The organism is Mycobacterium sp. 1423905.2 (genome assembly GCF_001673155.1).
Taxonomy (GTDB): domain Bacteria; phylum Actinomycetota; class Actinomycetes; order Mycobacteriales; family Mycobacteriaceae; genus Mycobacterium.
The window spans coordinates 1-18,039 of sequence record NZ_LZLE01000183.1; the positions used below are offsets into that span (position 1 = coordinate 1).

Here is an 18,039-nt window from a genome sequence, read left to right on the forward strand (position 1 = left end):
TGAGCAGCCCGGCGACCACCGGTCGTCGGGTGTCGCCCTCGACGAGCAGCACGTCCTCGCCGAGTTCGGCGAACGCCCGGGACAGGTTCAGCGCGGTCGTCGTGGTTCCCTCACCGCCGAACGGTGCCGTCAACAACACTCGGCCGCCGCCGGGACCCATCGCGCGCAACAGCCGTGCCCGCAGTCCGCGCACCGCGTCGTCGAAGGAGATGTCGGTGCCGAATCGCGGGGCGTTGCCGCGCTTTCCGGGCAGCTCGGCCAGCGTCGGCAGGCCGGACAGCCGCTCCAGTTTCGCCCGGTCGCGCACGGTCCGGTCGGCCGCCTCGCGGGTCAACGCCACACCCGTGCCCAGCAGGAGGCCAGCGACCAGGCCCATCGCCATGTTGCGCACCGGCACGGGCTTGACCGGGTGGTCGGACACACCTGGTTGCTCCACGACCGTCGCCCGCGCCACGGGCACCGCGGTGGCGGGCACCGGCGTCATGGTCTGGGACGGCTCGGCGGGTGCCGTGGTGCCGTCACCGCCGAGCGGTTGCGGGCTGGGCTGGTCGCCGCCGTCGGTCGCCGGGACTGGGGAAGTCGGTGCAGGGGTGGGCGTTGCGGGCGCGACCGCAGGTTTGGGGGCGGCGCCGAGCGTACCGACCATGACGGTGAACTCGTCGGCGACCGCCTTGGCCAGCGTCGCTGCGCGATTCGGGTCGGTGTCGGTGACGGTGATGGTGAACAGGGTCGACTTCGGCGTGAACTGCACCCTGGTCTGGTTCGCCAAGGCGTCCGGGCTGACCGGCAGATGGTATTGAGCGACGGCGCGTTCGGCGACGGCGTGCCCACCGGCGATTGCGGCATACGACGACAACCGTTCCTGCGCGGCCTGGGTGCCCTGGTACACCTGTGCCAGGTCGGTTTCCCCGGAGAAGGAAATCAGCACGGTGGCCGACGATTCGTAGCTTTTGGTCTGGAACGCGGTAAGCGCCGCCGCCCCGGCCAGACAGGCCAGCAGCGCACCGACGAAGAGCTTCCAGTGGTGGGTCAGCGTCCGGACAAAGGTGCGGAAATCCATCGGAATGTACCTCTCTCAGCGCTGGTCAAGCGCTCTCTGGTGGCGGTGCGGCGCCGAGGCCGCGAACCAAGTCGGGCGTTCGGACCGCGCAGAAGTCATGCACGTAGTCCGGCGGCATGGCGAACGGATGGAATTGGCCCGAGGTCACCATGGACATCTGGTCGCGCTCCACGTCGAATTGCGCTATCGGCCGCAGCGCGGAGCCGGTGATGGAGAAGAGGTGGTAGCCGAGGTCCTGGATCGCGTCGAAGACGTCGTGAATGGGCACTTCGAGGTGGCGCTGCTCGATTTCGATGAGAATCGTTGGCCGGCACCGCCGCAGTAGCGACGACCCGCCGCGCAGCACCGACAATTCGTGGCCCTCCACGTCGATCTTGACGAAGTCGACGTCGGTGTCGGCGCCTATTTCGTCGTCGAGTCGCACGGTGGGAACGTGCAGCCGGCGCACGCCCACCCCTTGGCCGTCGAACCCGTGCGCGAGACTGGACTGCGCGGTCACCTGCCGGTTGTGATGTTGCGGCACAATCAGTTCGGCGGATCCGGCCGTGTCCGAGACCGCCACCTGCCGGAAGTGCACGCCGGCGCGGGACGCGGCGAGCCGGCGCAGCATCGGCGCGTTGTCCGGGTGCGGCTCGAAACTGTAGACCCGTCCGGCCTTCCCGACGCGGTGGGCCAGATGATAGGTGAACAAGCCCCAACTCGCCCCGACGTCGACGACGGTCGCGCCGTCGGTCGTGAAGTGGTCGGCCACGGCGAGGGCGAGGTCGTGCGGGCGTCGGCGTCGCCACAGCAGTTCGGTGGCCGCGGCCATCGCAGGGCGGCCGAAATACCGTCCGACGTTTCGCACCGTGACGAACTTCGCGGCCCAGTTGGCCGCATCGCTGTGCAGTAGGCGCTCTTTGGTCGACATTGCTCAGATGACTTTCCGGGTGAGGGGCCGAGATGCCAGTGTTTGGTCGATCACGTCCAGCAGTCGCTCGGCGGCGCGGTCGACGGTGCAGTACTGTGCGTAATGCCGCGCGGCGACGCTGCCGTGCCGGGCGGCGGTGACCGGATCGGCGAGCGCGTCGAACGCTCGGCTCAGCCCGGTGATGTCGTCGACATCGACTGGCGGGCAATCCGGTGGCTGGTATTCGGGCAATCCGCCCGTCGTGGACACGATCGGCATCACGCCCAGTTGCATGGACAGCACCTGCACGCCGCTTTGCGATGCGCGCCGGTAATGGGCGATAGATCCCTTGGCCGCGGCGATGGTGTCGACGACGTCGGCGTAACGGTACCTGCCGCTGCGCCACTGCACATGTTTGGGCAGCTCGCGGTTGTTCAGCGACCCGTCGCCGATGAGTAGCAAGTTGTCACCGCGCCAGCCGCTGCCGGCGACATGGTGTTGCCACGCCTGCAAAACGACGTCGAGGTTTTTGTACGGATTGAGCCGGCCGATCATCACGAAGTCTCGACGGTGGTGCGAGGTGAGCGGCGCCGCAACCAGATTCGGATCGAGATCGCTGGTCAGTGGCACCACATGCACCGGCGTTGCGGCCACGTCACGTCGGGTGGCCACGGCTTCGGCGACGTACTGGCTGTAGGTCACGGTGGCCCGCGAGCGCGCACCCCAGCGGTCGAACACGGCATGCTCGTAGGCGGGTCGTCGCTCGGCGTCGTCATGCGGGCAGTCGTCGTGGATCAGCTGAATCCGGGGCGCGTTGCCGGCCAACGCGATCCACCGCGGATCGCGGACCAGTTCGGTGAGCACCACATCCGGCCGGTAGGTCCGCACGCGCCGCCACGCGGCGAAGCTGGGCGTCCAGGTCGCGGCGGTCCGGAACCGCGGATCGAGCACCAGCTCGTAGGACCGCGCGGGTCCCGACTCGGGGTGTTGATCGGACGTCACCAGCAGCACGTCGGCGCCTCGGGCGCGCAACGCCTCGGCCTGCACCCGCGCCAGCGGCCGCAGCCACGGCGAAAGCCACAGAATACGAACCGGATTCATAGTCGCGCCCCGCTCGATCCGGTGTCCACCCACCAGCGCCCGTCCAGCTGCGGGTAACGCCGTGACACCTCGTCGTAGAGGTCGGGCAAGGTCAGCAGGACGCGGTCGGGATCGGCGGCCAGCAATTCTTCGGGCGAGATGATCCCGACATCGGTGCCGGGGATCCGGCGGCCCTGCTTGGCCGGTGACGCATCGGCGACGGCGGCGACCATGCTCTGGTCCACTTTCGCGATATTGAACAGCGCCGGCACGCGTGACCCCGCGCCGTACCCGTACACCCGATGCCCGTTACCCGCTTGTCTGCCAAGCCAGTCCCGCAGGTCGTTGACATGAGTCTCCACCGACCGCTGCAAGCGCGACAGCACGGCGGGGTCGGTCACCCCGAAGTCCACTTCGCGTTTGAGAAAGTCCGTCGCTTGCTCGTCGGGTTCGACGCTGCCGTGCACCGCGGCCACCAGAAAGGTGCCGCCATACAGATCGAACTCCCACGCCGTGGCTACGCTCATGCCGACCATGTCCAGCAGTGCCCTCAGCGCGGTCAGCGAATAGTAGGCAAAGTGTCCGTGCCGCAACGCGGTCCACTGACCCTGACTGACCATCGTCATCAGTGACGGGAACTGAATCAACAACACTCCGTCGGGCGCGGTGACTTTCGCCCGCAGCTGCAGGCCGTTGCGTTGGTCCGCATCGTGCATGACGCCGAACGAGTCGAGCACCACGTCGGCCACTTCGGCTTCGGTGAAGCCGCGGTCGGCCAGCAACGGCAGCCAGGTTCCGCCGTGCGGGCTACCGAACTCGTGCACCGTGTTCCCGCTCAACCAGCCCGCCGCCGCCACGCGCTGGACGGCGTCGGCGGCCTGATCCCGCAACGCCTGTGGTTCGATGCCGCGTGGTTCGGCGGTGACCGTGTCGTCATCGGCGAGTTGGGCCAGCCCGCAGCAGCCGCACAGATCCATCGCGAGCGCGTGGGCCGACTCGTCCGCGCTGACCGGTTCGGTCCGCAACGGAAAGTGGTCGGCCGCTGGCAGCGTGCCCAGATCGAGCACCCGGTGCAGATCGGTGCTGTCACATCCTCGGCAGGTACTCATGTGATCACCTGAGCACCACACTGCGCGGCCGCGCGTCGGTCACCATGTGCAGGGTCGGCAGCGGGAAGACCAGCTGGGCGCCCCACTCGGTGACATAGCTGAGCTGATCGGTGAGTTCTCGTTCCAGGTTCCAGGGCAGTACCAGGATCACGTCGGGGCGGTCCTTGGCGATGAGTTCCGGGTCATGGATCGGGATCCTCGTGCCTGGCGTGAAATGTCCGTGCTTGTAGGGATTACGGTCCACCGTGTACTCGAGCAGGTCGGTGCGGATGCCGCAGTAGTTGAGCAGCGTGTTGCCCTTGCCCGGCGCGCCGTAACCGACCACACGCTTGCCGTCGGCGCGGCACTGGAGGAGGAACCGCAACAGGTCCTGGCGGGTCGTCTCGGTGCGGCTGCGCAATTGCAGATAACCGTCCGGTCGGTGCAGGCCGGCGGCTTCCTCGATGGCGAGCACTTTGGCCACCCGCTCGGTGGGGGCTTGTGCGGACTGCACGGGACGGGCCCAAATGCGCAGCGAGCCACCATGAGTCGGCAACAACTCGACGTCAACGACCGCCAAGCCCGCCTGGGCCAGCGCATAGGTCGCGGAAAACAGGGTGTAGTACTGGAAGTGCTCGTGGTAGATGGTGTCGAACTGGCCGAGGCACACCAGGTTCAACGCGTGGTGCACTTCGATGCTCAGCCAGCCGTCGTCGGCCAGCAGCTCGCGCAAGGACCAGGTGAAGCCCCGCAAGTCGGGGATGTGTGCGTAGACGTTGTTGGCGACCACCAGGTTGGCCGGGCGGTGTTCGCTGCGGATGCGGCGGGCCAGATCACGATCGAGGAACTCCGACACGGTCGGCACGCCCCGTTGCCGGGCAGCCGCGCCGACGTTCAGCGACGGCTCGATGCCGAGGCACGGGATGCCTTTGGTGACCGCATGCTGAAGCAGATAACCGTCGTTGCTGGCGACTTCCACCACGAACGAGTCCGGGCCCAGCCGAAGGCGTGCGGCGGCTTCATCGACGAAGGTTTGCGCGTGCTGCACCCAGGTATCGGAATATGACGAGTAGTAGGCGTATTCGGTGAACGTGTCCTCGGGCGTGATCAGTGCCGGTATCTGCAGCAACAGGCAGTCCTGGCACAACCGCAGGTGCAGCGGGAACGTTGGTTCGGGTAGGTCCAGCTCATCTGCGGACAGGATCTTCTCGCACGGCGGGGTGGCACCCAGATCCAAGACGCTGAGCATGCGCTCCGAGTCGCACAAGCGGCACTTCATCTGACACTCGATTCGTTGTGTGGGAAAGATTTCACGACACTGCCTCAATTGCGTCGACGTAGGCGTCGGTCATTGCCTCCACCGTGTAATGCGCGCGCAGCCGCTCGAACCCGCGGTGCCCGACAGTGGGCAACTCCGACGGCTCGGCCAGGATTTCGGCCAGTCGAGACCGCCAGCCGGACACCGATACCGGGTCGACCAGATAACCGGCCCTCCCGAAGTCCAGCATTTCCGGAACCGCGCAAATGGCCGATGCGGCAACGGGAATCGCTCGCGCCATCGCTTCCAGGATCACCAGCGGAAAGGCTTCGGAGCGGCTGGGTACGCACAGCAGGTCCGCGTCGGCCAGCGCCGGTGCGGGGCCGGCCGACCAGCCACACCAGCGCACGCGGTCGCGCAATTCGGCCGGGGTGCGGGCCGCCAGTCGCTCCCGGTCCGGTCCGTCACCGAAGATCGAAAGCCGCCACGGTAGGTCGGCCAGGCCGCTCAATGCGTCGATCAGCAGGTGTGGATTCTTGTGCTCGACGATTCGGGACAGCATCACCAGATGCGGCGTCTTGTCCGGAGTCCTGGGCCGCGGGCCGGTGTCACCGTCGACGGCGACACCGTTGGGCGCAACGAAGGTCCGTCCGTCAAGCCGATGCTGTGCGGTCAGCATCTCCCAATGCCGTTGCGCCAGCACGATGAATCCGTCGGCGCGGCGCATCGCGGCCGTCAGGGGGCGCGAATAGATGGGTCGGTTCGCTTCCGGAGGAACGTGCGGAGCGACCAACCAGCGCCGCTCCCGGGCACCGGCCCGCCACAAGGAGGCGAAACCGGTCTCGGTGTTGGTGTCACCGCTGATCAACACCGCGGGACCGGCGGGCAGATCCAGGGCAGGCGCCCACCACGGTTGGCGCACCACCCGAACCGGGTGCGGGATCTCTTTGATCAACGGGCCGAACCGTTGCATGCACACGATGGTGACGGGGTAGCCGCGGCGCTCCAGTTCCGTTGCCAGCAGCGCCTTTTGCCGCTCGGCGCCACCGTAGACCAGGCGGTTGGTGGTGATCACGATGGACGGCTTGCCGGTGCGGCGCGCGGCGATGGCGCGCTTGCGGGCGTCCCGCTTGGATCGTTGCACCCGCTCTAACAGTGTGGTGCCGGCCAGATACGCGTCGGCGTGGTGCACGCTGTGTTGGCGTTCCAGCAGCAGCGCGATGTTGGCGCGCAACAAGTCGCGATTGCGGCGGCGTTCGGGGGAGGAGACCTCGGCGCCGTGCGTGGAGCCCGGCTCGGGTGTCGTTGCGGCGGCCGCCGGATTGCCGTGCTCCACTTCGAGTTCGTCGGCCAACAGCACCCGCCAGCCGGCGGCGCTGGCTCGCTCTTGCCAGTCGGTTTCTTCGCCGTAGAGGAAGAACTCCTCATCGAAGCCGCCGATCTGATTCCAGGCCGCCCGATTGATGGCCAGACAGATGCCGGCCAGATAGCCGTCGATGGCCTGCGTTTCGGCGGGCTGCTTGGCATACAGGTGCGAGACCGGGGTACCGCGCAGGGCATCGGAGTAACCGGCGGCGGCCACCAGCGCCCTGGTCAATGTCCGGCGGCGGGTGGCGATGTCCCACCGTTGCGGACCGGGCGCACCGTCGTCACGGACCAGCGGCGACACGGCGGCCACATCCGGTTGGCGCAGCAACTCCCTGGTGCGGGTCAACGGCCCCTGCAGCCGGGCGTCGGCGTTCATCAGCAGCAAGTCGGTGTCGGCGGGCGTGTGCTCCACCAGGGCGTTGAATGCCGCGCCGAAGCCGAGATTGACCGGCCCCAACACCCAGCGCACATAGGGGTACCGCGCGGCCAGCTCTTCGCGACCGGGATACTCGTCGCCGCTGTTTTCATAGACGTAGACCGGCAATTCGGGCGCATGCTCGGCCAGGCTGGCCAGACATTTCTCCACCAGGTCATGGCTCTTATAGGTGACGATGAGCGCGGACAGCGGACGGTCTGACCGCAGCGGGACCGCACCGCTGGGCCGCTTCAGATACGCCCGGTCCATTTCGGTTGTCATGCCGTCACCTGCTTCCGGAAGAGGGAGGTCAACGTCGCCCACTTGACTGGGCCCGCTGCCAGATTGGTGGCCAGGTACGCCGCTGCGGCGGCACCGAGCGCGACGATCACGTGCTGCCGGCACAGCAGCAGTGCCACCGCGACGCTGACCGTCGTGGGGAGCAGCGTGCGCGCCAGGTATGTCACCGGCGTCCGGTAGTCGCATTGCGTCCGTAACCGCCAGGTGGCGAACATCAAGCCGAGAAGCTCCGTACCCACCAACGTCATACCGGCCCCGACCGCGCCGAACCGGTTGTCCAACAGCACATTCAACGCGATGTTGACCGCTAGCGTGACGACGAACACCTTGAAGAAGTAGCGCTGCTGGTGGCAGGCGAACAGACCCTGACCGAGTGTGGCGGTGACGAATCGCAATGCGGCGGCACCGAAGAGCAGGCCCAGCGTCGGGGTACCCCGGCCGACGAAGTCTTGGTCGCCGAACAGCCCGATCAGTGGTCCGGCCAGCACGACGCCGACAGCGGCGATCGGCAGGGCGAGGAAGAACATCAGCTCAACGCAGCGGCGCAGGAAGGCGACGAAAGCCTCGGCATCGCGGGAGTACAGGGCGGTCGCCGTGGACAGGGTCGACCGGAGGAAGAAGACCGACAGCGCCTCGGTATTGAACGCGATCGTGTAGGCCAAGCCGTACACACCGACCTCGGCATGGGTGCTCAGCAACGACAAGATCACTTCGTCGGCCCGCCAGTACAGAATCCCGACCACCGCTGCGCCGGCCAGCGGGAGGCTTTCCCGCACCAAGTCGAAGGCTTCGCGCGGGGCGAACACCGGTCGCAGGGAGATCTGTCGCCCGGCGGCAACGCCTTGGATCAGCAGCTGCAACGCCGGGGGAATGAGTTGTGCGACCGCGAACCAGATGACGTCGGCTCGGGTCGCCACCAGCCAGCTGATCATCGCCAGCGATCCCAGCCGGCCGGCGACGTCGGAGATGGCCATCGCGGTGAATCGCACGGTGGACAAGAACACCGGCTCGAACCGCGTCGCCATGGTCAGCATGAGCAGTTGACCGGACAGCACCACCAGCATCACCCGGATGTCGGCGTCCCGATACACCAGCAGGCCGGAGACGACGGCCGCGGTCGCCAGCGGAACGCAATACATCAGGGACAGTCCGCTGTTGACCCGAACCAGCCGCTCGAGCTGCCCGGTCCCCGAACTCACCCGGCGCACGATGACCGAGCTCAGCCCGAGGTCGGTGCAGCTCGCCCACATCCCGATGAAGGCGGCCGCGATGGACAGCTGGCCGTAACGGCCCGGACCCAGGTAACGAGCGGTCATTGCCACCGCGAACACCGAAGCCAGCATGCCCAGCGCCCGGCATCCCAGCTGTACCGAAAACCCCTGCGCGATGCGGGAATGCTGCACCGTGGCCGGCTGGGCGGCGGTGGGCGTCGACGCGGTGATCTCGGTCATCAATACGCCCCGTCGCTGGCCAGGACGGCCTTGAGGGTCCGGGCGATGATCACCAGATCACCGGCCATGGACCAGTTGTCGACGTAGGACAGGTCAAGGCGCACCGAGTCCTCCCAGGACAGGTCCGATCGCCCGCTGACTTGCCACAAGCCCGTGATGCCGGGCTTCACCAACAGCCGCCGCTTGACTTCGCCGTCGTAGTTCTCGACTTCGCGCCGCAGCGGCGGCCGAGGCCCGACGACGCTCATATCCCGCTTCAAAACGTTGATGAATTGCGGTAATTCGTCGATGCTGAACCGGCGAAGTATCCTCCCGACGGGCGTCACCCGGGGGTCCTGGTGGATCTTGAACAGCATGCCGCCGGCGCCCTGGTTGAGCGGCAGCAGGCGTTCGACCTGCTGGTCGGCCCCGACCACCATGGTGCGGAACTTGAGCATGGTGAATGGCTCGCCGTCCAGGCCGATGCGTTCGGCTCGGTAGAACACGGGACCTTTGCTGGTCAGCTTGATCCACACCGCGGCGGCGAGCAGCAGCGGCGCGGTCACGATGAGCGCGGCCAGCGCGAAACAGAAGTCGAACGCGCGTTTCTGGAAACGTTGCGTCCCTTCGTATTGCGGCTTCTCGACATGCAGCAGCGGAAATCCCGCGATAGGTCGCACGGTCAGCCGGGCGCCGGCGACGTCCATCACGCCGGGGGACACCACGAGATCGACGTTCATCGTCTCGAGCTGCCACATCAGCTCCCGGATGTCCTGCACACCGAAGTGCTCGGTGCGGGTCACCGCCACCGTGTCCGCACCGCAGCCCGCGATGGCGGCGACCGCGGCGCTTTCGTCGCCCAGAATCGGAATGTTTTGTCCGGCAACGGTCAGTGTCTCGCCGCGCGGCGGACCGTATCCGGGGATGCAGACTGCCACGACGACGTAGCCGTCTTTCGGGTTGCGGATCAGTTCTTGGGCGAGGTGAGACACTCCGCGCCGGTCACCGATGGCCAACACCATGGTCTGGTACTGACCCTTGGCGCGCATCCGCCAGACCTGCCTGCGCCACAGATGGCGACTGGCCAGCAGTGCACAGGTGCCCACCGGCAGGGCCACCGCCAGATAGCCACGGGCCAAATCGATCTTGGCCAGCAGCGTGACCATTGCGATGACGCCGAACGTCGAGAAGGAGGCGCTGGCGATGCGCCGATATTCGTCGATGCCGGTGCCGATGATGCGCGTCGAGCGGGTGTGGAACATCGCGATGGATGACAGCCACAGCAGCGCAAACAGACACGAGAACAGGGTCATCACCGGGCCGGGGTATCCCGACGTGGTGGGTTCGTCGCCGAATCGGACGTATTGCGCCAGCGTCACCGCGACGCAGACGATCACCGAGTCGGTGAGCACCAACTGACGCGAATACCGCTGCTGCCAGCGGGAATTGGCGTCCAGTTGAGATGTCCCCGGCGGATGCGGGGTGAGGATCATCGGTCCGCTCTGCGGGCCGTGTGGTGAACCGTCTTCGGCTCGAAGTGTGGTCGTCATGCCGGCCGCCCTGCCACAGCGCCGGTGTCGACGTGGCCGCGGATGGTGCCGGCGTAGTAGACACCCGGATAGCAGATGAGTTGAGCGCGCGCGGCGCGCAGCAGCGCAATCGGCCCCTGCACCAGGTAGCGGCGGGCCAGGCGCCGCGGCTCGCGGGTGAGCCGGTAGAGCCATTCCAGTCCGGCCCGCTGCATCCAGCGAGGGGCGCGGCGAGTGGTGCCCGCCAGGAAGTCGATGGCGCCGCCACAGGGGAGGAAGACCTGTGCGCCGGTGGCGTACCCGTACTGGTCGACCCACTGTTCCTGGCGCGGCTTGCCCAGGCTGACGATCAGGATGTCGGTGTCGGCGGCGCGAATCGACGAGACCAAAGTCTCGGCGCGCAAGTCGAGGTCGGCGGCACTGGGTGCCCACATTCCGGAGACGCAAAGCGCGGGAAACCGGTGCGGCAGCTGCTGTTTCAGCAACGAATGGGTCTCAGCGCTGCCGCCCAGGAAACCGACCCGGTGACCGTGCTGCTCGGCCAGCTCCAGCACCGCGGGCAGTAGGTCGGCTCCGGTCACCCGGGGCCAGGGCTGGGCGGTCAACAGTTGGCCGCGCCAGGCGATCGGCATGCCGTCGGCCAACAACAGCCATTCCAGCTGACCGTTCGGCGCGGCGCCCACCGAGCGGAAATGGTGTAGGTGGTCCAGGTTCACCGAACCGACGGCTAAGCCGTGCGAGGACTGATATGCCAGGCGGGATTTGATGATCGACAGCACTTCGTCGGTTTCGCAGCGTTCGACGATGCTCCCGCTGACGACCATGCGTACCGCGCTGCTGGGTAGCGTGTGCTGGGCCATGTCGACTTACCTCCTGCGCTTCTCGCGCGGGCGGCTCATGGTTGCGTGCTCTCGACCGGGGCCAGGCCAGCATCCAACAGCGGCCAGCTGGCGTCCTTCTCGGAGATGACCGTGACCGGCAAGGGCCACGCGATACCGAATTCCGGCTCGTTCCAACGGAAGTTCTGCTCGCTGTCCGGGACGTAGGGACCGCTGATCTGGTACAGGACTTCGCTGTTGTCGGTCAGAGTCTGGAATCCGTGTGCGATGTAGGGAGGAATGAACAAGGCGCGGTGGTTCTCCGCGCTGAGTTCGACCATGACGTGCTTGCCGTAGGTAGGTGACTCCGGTCGGACGTCGACCGCGACGTCGGCGATCGCGCCGCGGATGCAACGCACCAGCTTGGCCTCCCCGTGGGGCGGAAGTTGCCGGTGTAGCCCACGCACGGTCCCCCGGGTGTGGTTGAGGCAGATGCTGGTCTGGGAGACATCGGAGATCAGCCCGCGCTCGGCGAACTCGTCGGCGCAGAAGATGCGGGAGAAGAAGCCGCGGTGGTCACGATGCGGCTCGATGTCGATGATCGTCACGCCGGCGATGTTTGTGGGGGTGTACTTCATACCGTTCCTCTCCGGTGGCCCCGCGGAGAGAACGGGTTGAGCACTGCTTTTTCCAATACGAACGCCTCGGCGTAGTGGGCTCGGCTTTGCACGCCGCGCACCCGCATCAGGCCGAGGAAGGATTCCTCGTCGAACCAGTCCCGTCCCGCCTGAGACGGGTAGCACTGCGCCAGCAGTCTGGCTTTTCGCTGTGCCGCTTCCTTGGGTACCGGCACGTACACCGAAGTTTTCGGCAGGTCGGACTCCCACTTGAGAATCTCGTAGCCCAGGACCAGGTGGGCGCGGAATTCGGTGGGGATCAGTTCGGCGATCAGGCGGTGATCCTGGTGGTAGTCGGCGCGCTGCGGTCCGATCACCAGCCCGGGTTCGCACTCGCGGCGGAACGCGGCAATGCGTTGTTTGACCGCTCCCCAGTGCTGAGGCAGCCGCCCGTCGGGCAGATCGGCGACGGTGAGGCGCACGTCGGTGCGAGGCAGGAACGTGGCGAACGCGTTCTTTTCCTCCGGTTCCCGCTCACTGCCGGCCCCGGTCAGGACCAAGGCGTGCACGACGAGGTCCGGGTTGCGGCGCGTCATCTCCATCAACATGGCGCCGGCACCAATAAGGATGTCGTCACAGTGCGCGCCGATGGCCGCGACGGATCCGACGCTGGACGCGAACTCCATCATGCTGAGCGCCCCGTCGATTGCGCCGTCTCCCAGACCGCCCAGGGTCGGATCCCGCGGTTGTAATCGGCGTCGAGTTCGGCCCGTTCCTTGAAGGTGTCGGCCGGCTTCCAGAAGCCCTCGTGTTCGTATCCGAGGAGCCTTCCTGTCCCGGCCAGCGTCATGCAGGCATCACCGACCAGGTCGCCGTCTTCGGGAATCAGATCGATGACCTCTTGACTGAGGACGAAATAGCCGCCGTTCACCCAAATCGGAAACTTGGCGATGGGCGCGATCTCCTTGATGTCACCGCCCGTGCTGACATCGACACAGTGGAAGGACGACTGCGGCGGCACGACGAGCATCGATGCCGCAGCACCGTGGGCGTGGAACCGCTCGATCATGGTGTCCAGCGGGGCGTCGGTCAGCACATCGGCGTAGTTGGCCAGAAAATACGGGTCGTCTCCCAGATGCCGGCGCACCCGGCGTAGCCGTTCCCCGATCGGTGATTCCAACCCGGTGTCGACAAAAGTGATGGTCCAGTCCGACATGTCCGAGTCGAGCAACTCGACATGACCACCGCGCATGACGAAGTTGTTGGACTCCGTCTCCCGGTAGTTGAGGAAGAAGTCCTTGATCATCGCCTGGCCATAGCCCAGGCACAGGATGAACTCCGTGTGCCCGTAGTGGGCGTAGTAGCGCATGACGTGCCACAGCAGCGGCCGGGGCCCGACCATTTGCAGCGGTTTGGGCACCAGGTCGCCATCGGCGCTGCGCATGCGCATGCCGTAGCCGCCGCAGAAGAGTACGACCTTCATGACCGGACACCCCTCGAAGCCCGGGCTGAAGCGGTTGCGTATGACCCGTCCATGACCATGTCCCCCTTACTGCGCCTTATTCCGTACTTTGAGAATGATTTAGTGCCTATGCTGTTACTACGAGTCTGTGGCGACATATGGCGGGTTCCCGTTCGTTCGCTTGCTGCTGGTGGGCGCTAGTCGTGGGGGTCGCTGAGTGCGACGGATTCCGCGGTCATAGCAGCTCTCCGTAGCCGGCCGAGGGCGGCTGAGCCATCACCGTCGGAACCAAGCCGTAGCGGGGACCGGGCGCCGGGCCGGGCGCGGCGGCCGTACGCGGCAGTCCGCCCAGCACGCTCGGCGGGACGGTCCCCATCCCGCCGTTCAGACTCCCGCCGGGCAGAGCCGAGCTGATACTGCCGAAGTGCGAGGTGGGGATCACGCTGGTCCAACCGGCCGGCACGGACAACGATCCCAAACTGGCCGCTTGGCCCATGCTGCCCATCACCCCGCCACCGAGTCCCTCCGCGGCGGAACCGGCCGCACCGGCGGCATCCGCGGCCAGCCCCGCGACGTCGGCACCCACCTGTTGGGCGGCGGTGCTGGCCATCCCTTGCAAGCTTTGGGCGATGCTGAGCAATCCGGACAGCCCATAGATCGGTGTGGTGCTCAACATGATCAGGTTGGCCATGTCGGTGGTGGAACCGGAGGGCAGTGTCCCCAGCCCCGCGAGAGAAAGCGGACTGGTGCCCGCGGCGGTCGGCGACGCCATGTCCTGCAATGCGGAAGGTACCGAGTTCACCAGTGACGCCAACGTTCCTTGAGTGGCACCGGCCTCACCGCCGGCTTGGGAGACGGCGGCGGCTTGCGTGGCGCCCGCGGTAGGAGCGGCCACCTGCGGCGGCGCCTCGAACGGGGTCAGCGTCGACGCGGCCGAAGAACTACCGGCATAGCCGAACATGGCAGCGCTGTCCTGGGCCCACATCTCGCAGTAGTGCGCTTCGGTAGCGGCGATGGCCGGTGAGTTCTGGCCGAAAAAATTGGTCGCGACCAGCAACGCCAGCAGGCTGCGGTTGGCGGCGACGACCATCGGTGGGACGGTGGCGGTGTAGGCGGCCTCATACGCGGCGACCGCGGCCCGGGCCTGGGCGGCCGCCTCTTCCGCCTGTTCGGCTGTCGCGGTCATCCAGGCCGCGTACGGCGTGGCCGCCGACGCTGCCGAGATTGCCGCAGCACCCTGCCACGGGGCGCTGGTCAGGGTGGCAATCACCGACGAATACGCCGACGCGGCGGCGTGCAATTCGGTGGCCAACTCGTCCCAGGCCACCGATGCGGCCAACAATGGCCCCGCGCCGACGCCGGCATACATCCTGGCCGAGTTGATCTCCGGTGGTAACGCACCAAAATCCATGGTTCCAGCCCCCCGTTGCGTCGACCCGCCGCTACATGGCTCCCGCCGCGTTGGCCGCTTCAGTGGCGGCGTACGACGCGGCGCTGACCCTCAAGACATCGACGAACATCTGGTGAATCGCCGCGGCTTGCGCGCTCACGGCCGCATACATCTGGCCGTGCGCGGCGAACTGCATGGCGGTCAACGCAGAGACCTCGTCCGCTGCCGCCGGCGCCAAGCCGGTTGTGGGAGCCGCCGCGGCGGCGTTGCCAGCCTCGACGTTGGAGCCGATGCCTTGCAAGGTGTGAGCCGAGGAGGCGAGCACCTCCGGTTGTGCGGTCACGAACGACATTGCGCTTCCCCCTACGCCTGAAAGGCGACCGTTGCGTACAAACTGCCAATCACACGAAAGGGAGTATTACATACTTTTGGGATGTGCACCATGCTGGAAGCTAAACGAGAGTATTGTCACATGGCACTCTTGAGCTCTTGCGTGGAAACGCTCCACATCGTCGGCGGACTGATAACCTCAGAAACGGCGCAAACGCCAGCTGAGAAGCGCCGGTGAGGGCTCAGGATGTAACGAATTGGCCGCCCTGCTCGAGGAAGGCATCGCGAACGTGACAGCGATCAGCCCGACAACTGAAAGTGTCGATTCCCCATTGCGGCAGCCATGAGTCCATCGGATCAGCACCCGACCGACTCGGCCGACGGCCGAGCCGATACCACCCGGCGTCACATCCTTCGCGCCGCGGCGCACCAGTTCGCTCGGCACGCGTACCACGACGTCGGGCTCGACGACATCTTGGCCGAAGCCCAGCTGACCAAGGGCGCAATGTACTTCCACTTCCGCTCCAAGCACGCGCTGGCGGTGGCGATCATCGAGCAACACACCGCGGATGCGGGGGTCGCCGTCCGGGAGCTGCTGGCCAGGCAACTCTCGGGGTTGGAGACCCTGATCGACTTCTGCTACCTCATCGCGTTGCGAGAAGCGACGCACGATATGGCCCGGGCCGCGATGCATCTGCTCGGCACGGTCGGTCGGACCGAGGGGCTGCAACGCACGCTGCTGGACGGCTGGGTCGAGGGTTTGGCCTACGTCGCGCGACGTGCGATCGATGAAGGTGACATCGCCGAAGGCTGCGACCCCGAGGACGTCGGGCGCCTGATCGTGTCGATGTATATGGGCTTGCGGCAAACCAGCGAGCTGGACAAGCCTGAGCAGTTTTTGCTGGACCTGGAGAAAAACTGGGCGCTGGTGCTGGCCGGCGTCTTGCAGCAGGACCGCACCGACTACTTCCAGCAGTTCATCCGGCGTCGCACGGCATTGGCGATCCGGACCACGTCGACGGCCATCCCGGACTGACCCGCAACCCCCGGGACGAACTCGCAACTGGCTTTGGGGCGGCTGTTAGGCTTTACGCGCTGACCAGGAACTATGAGACGCAGGGCCGTCGCCCGCGCGCCTCGGGAGCAGTGCGGAGGAACGAATTCGATGGCGCGCCAGGTCCGATCTGAGGCAACCCGGCGAAAGATTCTGGACGCAGCGGTCGACGTCTTCACCGAAGTCGGGTACGCCGCCGCGGCGTGGGGCACCATCATCGAGCGAACAGGTATGACCAAGGGTGCGCTCTACCATCACTTCGACTCCAAAGAGGCGCTGGCCTCAGACATCATCAACGAAGGCGCCGACGTGCTGCTGCGCGCGTTTCGCAACGTGTGCGTGCCGGCGTCGCCCGCGTTGGAGAACATGATCCACGGCACTTTCGCCTTCGCCAGCGTGCTCAACTCCGACAAGACGGTCCGTGCCGCCGAACAGCTGGCCGCCGCCCTGAGCGGCTTCAACGAAGCGGCCGCGCGCTCCAGCGCAAGCTGCGTGGCGGAGATGGCCGCGGAGGCCCGGCGCGCGATCGCCGAAGGCGACCTGCGCGAGGATGTCGACCCCGATGTGCTCAGCGAGTCGATCATCGGCGCCTTGTTCGGTACCCGGTTACTGCTGACCGCGATGTCGGGGGCGAAGGACAGCGTGGACCAGACCCAGGACCTCAGCGGGCGGTTGAGTCAGTTGTGGACCTTGCTGTTGCCCGGCATCGTGACCGAGGCGTCCTTGCCCTACTTTCGGCAGTTCCTGGCGCGCGAAGCGATGCGCCATGCCCGGCCCGCCGCGCCGGCGAGCTAAGCCTGGGCGATCGCGGTGCTCGACCGGTGGTGGCGGACGATTCGCGCCGGAACGCCGGCGACGTCGACGTCGTCAGGTACCGATTTGACCACGATGGCGCCGGCTCGGACGCCGACTCGGCTCCCGATGTCGGCGCCGAACACCATGGCGCCGGGGTAGAGGTAGACGTCGTCGCCGATGCTCGGGTACTGGCCCGGACGTCCTTCTCCGACCGAAACGCCTTGATGGATGCGGCAATTGGCGCCGATGCGGGCGCGATAGTGCACGTGCACCGGTCCGATGTGGGCGATCGACAGCCCCGGCCCGAACACGTTGCGCGGAATCACGTAGCCGAGTCGCTCGCCCAGGAACTTGGTCCGCAGCTGCAGGTATCCGGCGATCAGTCGCCCCGCCGGCGTCCGGGCGGAGTTGGTCCAATACTCGGATTTGCGCAGCAGCCGCTGGAAATAAGCGGGCCGCTGCGTGATGCGGTACCGGTGCCGCCAACGATCGAGGCCTTGGGCTGCCATGTCCGCCGCGAGATACGACGCCAGGTCGGCGCGAGTCTTGATCACAGGGCAATCATACTATTTGTGCGCTAGTAACGCTCAGTCGATACTAAAGGTCTGAAACGTCAGCGCTCGTCTTCCCACAGCTGCTCGGTCAGGTCCTGAAACGCCGCGAGAGCGAAGTTGTCGTCGGCACGCATCACGGCCGACCGGCTCATCAGTGCCCGTACCACCGAGCCGTCTTTGTGAGCCAGTTCGACGACCATGTTGGCCAAAGCGTGCACGAAGGAAAGCAGCGACGATTCCGAGTCTGGAGTCTGGTGGAAGATCTCTTCGAACCGCAGCGACAACACCTCCTCCGGTTCGCAGCCAACCATCTGGGCGAACGCGGTGTTGGTGAACAGGATGCTGCCGTCGTGGCCAATGGCGAGCACAGGGACCGGGATCCGTTCCAGCACAACCAATGCGGGCAACTGCTTGAGGGTGGTCATCGGCGATTGGGTGAGTTGCCGGTTGCGTCGTCGGTCCACCAGCCGATTATGTCCTATGGCAGAAGATATGCCAGCTTTGCTGGTGGTTAACGCCGCCGCGGCGGTGCCCAGGGCGCCGGCGCCCACCTGCGCCGACTGCGTCGTCCCGGCTGAAGGCGGGTCGAATTCCATTGCGAA

Annotated in this window: 18 protein-coding genes; 2 read left to right on the forward strand and 16 right to left on the reverse strand. The window is 66.5% G+C overall.

The annotated features are described in order from the left end of the window. From A9W95_RS10960 to A9W95_RS11025, 14 genes are all read right to left on the reverse strand, one after another. The coding region (locus A9W95_RS10960; protein ID WP_067412030.1) for a YveK family protein at positions 1-1,060 on the reverse strand (1,060 nt) is incomplete at its 3' end. A gap of 25 nt (positions 1,061-1,085) precedes the next feature. Then, positions 1,086-1,970, reverse strand: coding sequence for an FkbM family methyltransferase (locus tag A9W95_RS10965; protein WP_067412031.1), 885 nt, complete (start codon positions 1,968-1,970; stop codon positions 1,086-1,088). 3 nt (positions 1,971-1,973) lie between these two features. Then, the gene (locus tag A9W95_RS10970) at positions 1,974-3,050 is read right to left on the reverse strand and encodes a glycosyltransferase family 4 protein (RefSeq protein WP_067412032.1); all 1,077 of its coding nucleotides are present in this window, start codon (positions 3,048-3,050) and stop codon (positions 1,974-1,976) included. Next, entirely contained in the window at positions 3,047-4,138 is a 1,092-nt protein-coding gene (locus tag A9W95_RS10975; protein ID WP_067412033.1) for a methyltransferase domain-containing protein, read from the reverse strand. The genes A9W95_RS10970 and A9W95_RS10975 overlap by 4 nt, the downstream gene beginning before the upstream one ends. Before the next feature lie 4 nt (positions 4,139-4,142). Further along, positions 4,143-5,396 carry a class I SAM-dependent methyltransferase gene (locus A9W95_RS10980; protein WP_067412036.1) on the reverse strand — a complete coding sequence of 418 codons (1,254 nt, stop codon included), beginning with the start codon at positions 5,394-5,396 and terminating at the stop codon, positions 4,143-4,145. 31 nt (positions 5,397-5,427) lie between these two features. Beyond that, positions 5,428-7,440, reverse strand: coding sequence for a glycosyltransferase (locus A9W95_RS10985; RefSeq protein ID WP_067412038.1), 2,013 nt, complete (start codon positions 7,438-7,440; stop codon positions 5,428-5,430). Then, on the reverse strand, positions 7,437-8,909 hold the full coding sequence (locus A9W95_RS10990) for a flippase (protein ID WP_067412039.1): 1,473 nt from the start codon (positions 8,907-8,909) through the stop codon (positions 7,437-7,439). Before A9W95_RS10990 ends, A9W95_RS10985 begins: the two co-directional genes overlap by 4 nt. Next, positions 8,909-10,381, reverse strand: coding sequence for a sugar transferase (locus A9W95_RS10995; RefSeq protein ID WP_253851631.1), 1,473 nt, complete (start codon positions 10,379-10,381; stop codon positions 8,909-8,911). Before A9W95_RS10995 ends, A9W95_RS10990 begins: the two co-directional genes overlap by 1 nt. A 53-nt stretch (positions 10,382-10,434) precedes the next feature. After that, entirely contained in the window at positions 10,435-11,277 is an 843-nt protein-coding gene (locus tag A9W95_RS11000) for a WecB/TagA/CpsF family glycosyltransferase (RefSeq protein ID WP_067412047.1), read from the reverse strand. Between the two features lie 35 nt (positions 11,278-11,312). After that, positions 11,313-11,873, reverse strand: a complete 561-nt coding sequence (gene rfbC / locus A9W95_RS11005) for a dTDP-4-dehydrorhamnose 3,5-epimerase (protein WP_067412050.1) — start codon at positions 11,871-11,873, stop codon at positions 11,313-11,315. Continuing rightward, the gene (locus A9W95_RS11010; protein WP_067412073.1) at positions 11,870-12,541 is read right to left on the reverse strand and encodes a PIG-L deacetylase family protein; all 672 of its coding nucleotides are present in this window, start codon (positions 12,539-12,541) and stop codon (positions 11,870-11,872) included. Before A9W95_RS11010 ends, rfbC begins: the two co-directional genes overlap by 4 nt. Continuing rightward, the gene (locus A9W95_RS11015) at positions 12,538-13,335 is read right to left on the reverse strand and encodes a glucose-1-phosphate cytidylyltransferase (protein WP_067412075.1); all 798 of its coding nucleotides are present in this window, start codon (positions 13,333-13,335) and stop codon (positions 12,538-12,540) included. The genes A9W95_RS11010 and A9W95_RS11015 overlap by 4 nt, the downstream gene beginning before the upstream one ends. A 214-nt stretch (positions 13,336-13,549) precedes the next feature. Further along, positions 13,550-14,725 carry a PPE family protein gene (locus A9W95_RS11020; protein ID WP_067412078.1) on the reverse strand — a complete coding sequence of 392 codons (1,176 nt, stop codon included), beginning with the start codon at positions 14,723-14,725 and terminating at the stop codon, positions 13,550-13,552. 31 nt (positions 14,726-14,756) lie between these two features. After that, positions 14,757-15,056, reverse strand: coding sequence for a PE family protein (locus A9W95_RS11025; RefSeq protein ID WP_067412081.1), 300 nt, complete (start codon positions 15,054-15,056; stop codon positions 14,757-14,759). Positions 15,057-15,377: 321 nt separating this feature from the next. Here A9W95_RS11025 and A9W95_RS11030 point away from each other — a divergent pair, with 321 nt between their 5' ends. Beyond that, the gene (locus tag A9W95_RS11030; RefSeq protein ID WP_067412083.1) at positions 15,378-16,070 is read left to right on the forward strand and encodes a TetR/AcrR family transcriptional regulator; all 693 of its coding nucleotides are present in this window, start codon (positions 15,378-15,380) and stop codon (positions 16,068-16,070) included. A gap of 129 nt (positions 16,071-16,199) precedes the next feature. Then, entirely contained in the window at positions 16,200-16,883 is a 684-nt protein-coding gene (locus tag A9W95_RS11035) for a TetR/AcrR family transcriptional regulator (protein ID WP_067412085.1), read from the forward strand. On the opposite strand, the gene A9W95_RS11040 is transcribed toward A9W95_RS11035, so the two are convergent. Both A9W95_RS11040 and A9W95_RS11045 read right to left on the reverse strand, forming a co-directional pair. Then, on the reverse strand, positions 16,880-17,437 hold the full coding sequence (locus A9W95_RS11040; protein ID WP_067412086.1) for a serine acetyltransferase: 558 nt from the start codon (positions 17,435-17,437) through the stop codon (positions 16,880-16,882). The two genes, A9W95_RS11035 and A9W95_RS11040, sit on opposite strands and share 4 nt — an antisense overlap. A 59-nt stretch (positions 17,438-17,496) precedes the next feature. Further along, the gene (locus tag A9W95_RS11045) at positions 17,497-17,862 is read right to left on the reverse strand and encodes a PAS domain S-box protein (RefSeq protein WP_082983026.1); all 366 of its coding nucleotides are present in this window, start codon (positions 17,860-17,862) and stop codon (positions 17,497-17,499) included. Between the last annotated feature and the right edge of the window lie 177 nt (positions 17,863-18,039).

Excerpts from the sequence above, each read along its gene's own strand:
- A9W95_RS10965 (WP_067412031.1), bottom strand. The coding sequence starts at position 1,970 with ATGTCGACCAAAGAGCGCCTACTGCACAGCGATGCGGCCAACTGGGCC.
- A9W95_RS10970 (WP_067412032.1), bottom strand. The coding sequence starts at position 3,050 with ATGAATCCGGTTCGTATTCTGTGGCTTTCGCCGTGGCTGCGGCCGCTG.
- A9W95_RS10975 (WP_067412033.1), bottom strand. The coding sequence starts at position 4,138 with ATGAGTACCTGCCGAGGATGTGACAGCACCGATCTGCACCGGGTGCTC.
- A9W95_RS10980 (WP_067412036.1), bottom strand. The coding sequence starts at position 5,396 with ATGAAGTGCCGCTTGTGCGACTCGGAGCGCATGCTCAGCGTCTTGGAT.
- A9W95_RS10985 (WP_067412038.1), bottom strand. The coding sequence starts at position 7,440 with ATGACAACCGAAATGGACCGGGCGTATCTGAAGCGGCCCAGCGGTGCG.
- A9W95_RS10990 (WP_067412039.1), bottom strand. The coding sequence starts at position 8,909 with ATGACCGAGATCACCGCGTCGACGCCCACCGCCGCCCAGCCGGCCACG.
- A9W95_RS10995 (WP_253851631.1), bottom strand. The coding sequence starts at position 10,381 with ATGATCCTCACCCCGCATCCGCCGGGGACATCTCAACTGGACGCCAAT.
- A9W95_RS11000 (WP_067412047.1), bottom strand. The coding sequence starts at position 11,277 with ATGGCCCAGCACACGCTACCCAGCAGCGCGGTACGCATGGTCGTCAGC.
- rfbC (WP_067412050.1), bottom strand. The coding sequence starts at position 11,873 with ATGAAGTACACCCCCACAAACATCGCCGGCGTGACGATCATCGACATC.
- A9W95_RS11010 (WP_067412073.1), bottom strand. The coding sequence starts at position 12,541 with ATGATGGAGTTCGCGTCCAGCGTCGGATCCGTCGCGGCCATCGGCGCG.
- A9W95_RS11015 (WP_067412075.1), bottom strand. The coding sequence starts at position 13,335 with ATGAAGGTCGTACTCTTCTGCGGCGGCTACGGCATGCGCATGCGCAGC.
- A9W95_RS11020 (WP_067412078.1), bottom strand. The coding sequence starts at position 14,725 with ATGGATTTTGGTGCGTTACCACCGGAGATCAACTCGGCCAGGATGTAT.
- A9W95_RS11025 (WP_067412081.1), bottom strand. The coding sequence starts at position 15,056 with ATGTCGTTCGTGACCGCACAACCGGAGGTGCTCGCCTCCTCGGCTCAC.
- A9W95_RS11030 (WP_067412083.1), top strand. The coding sequence starts at position 15,378 with ATGAGTCCATCGGATCAGCACCCGACCGACTCGGCCGACGGCCGAGCC.
- A9W95_RS11035 (WP_067412085.1), top strand. The coding sequence starts at position 16,200 with ATGGCGCGCCAGGTCCGATCTGAGGCAACCCGGCGAAAGATTCTGGAC.
- A9W95_RS11045 (WP_082983026.1), bottom strand. The coding sequence starts at position 17,862 with ATGACCACCCTCAAGCAGTTGCCCGCATTGGTTGTGCTGGAACGGATC.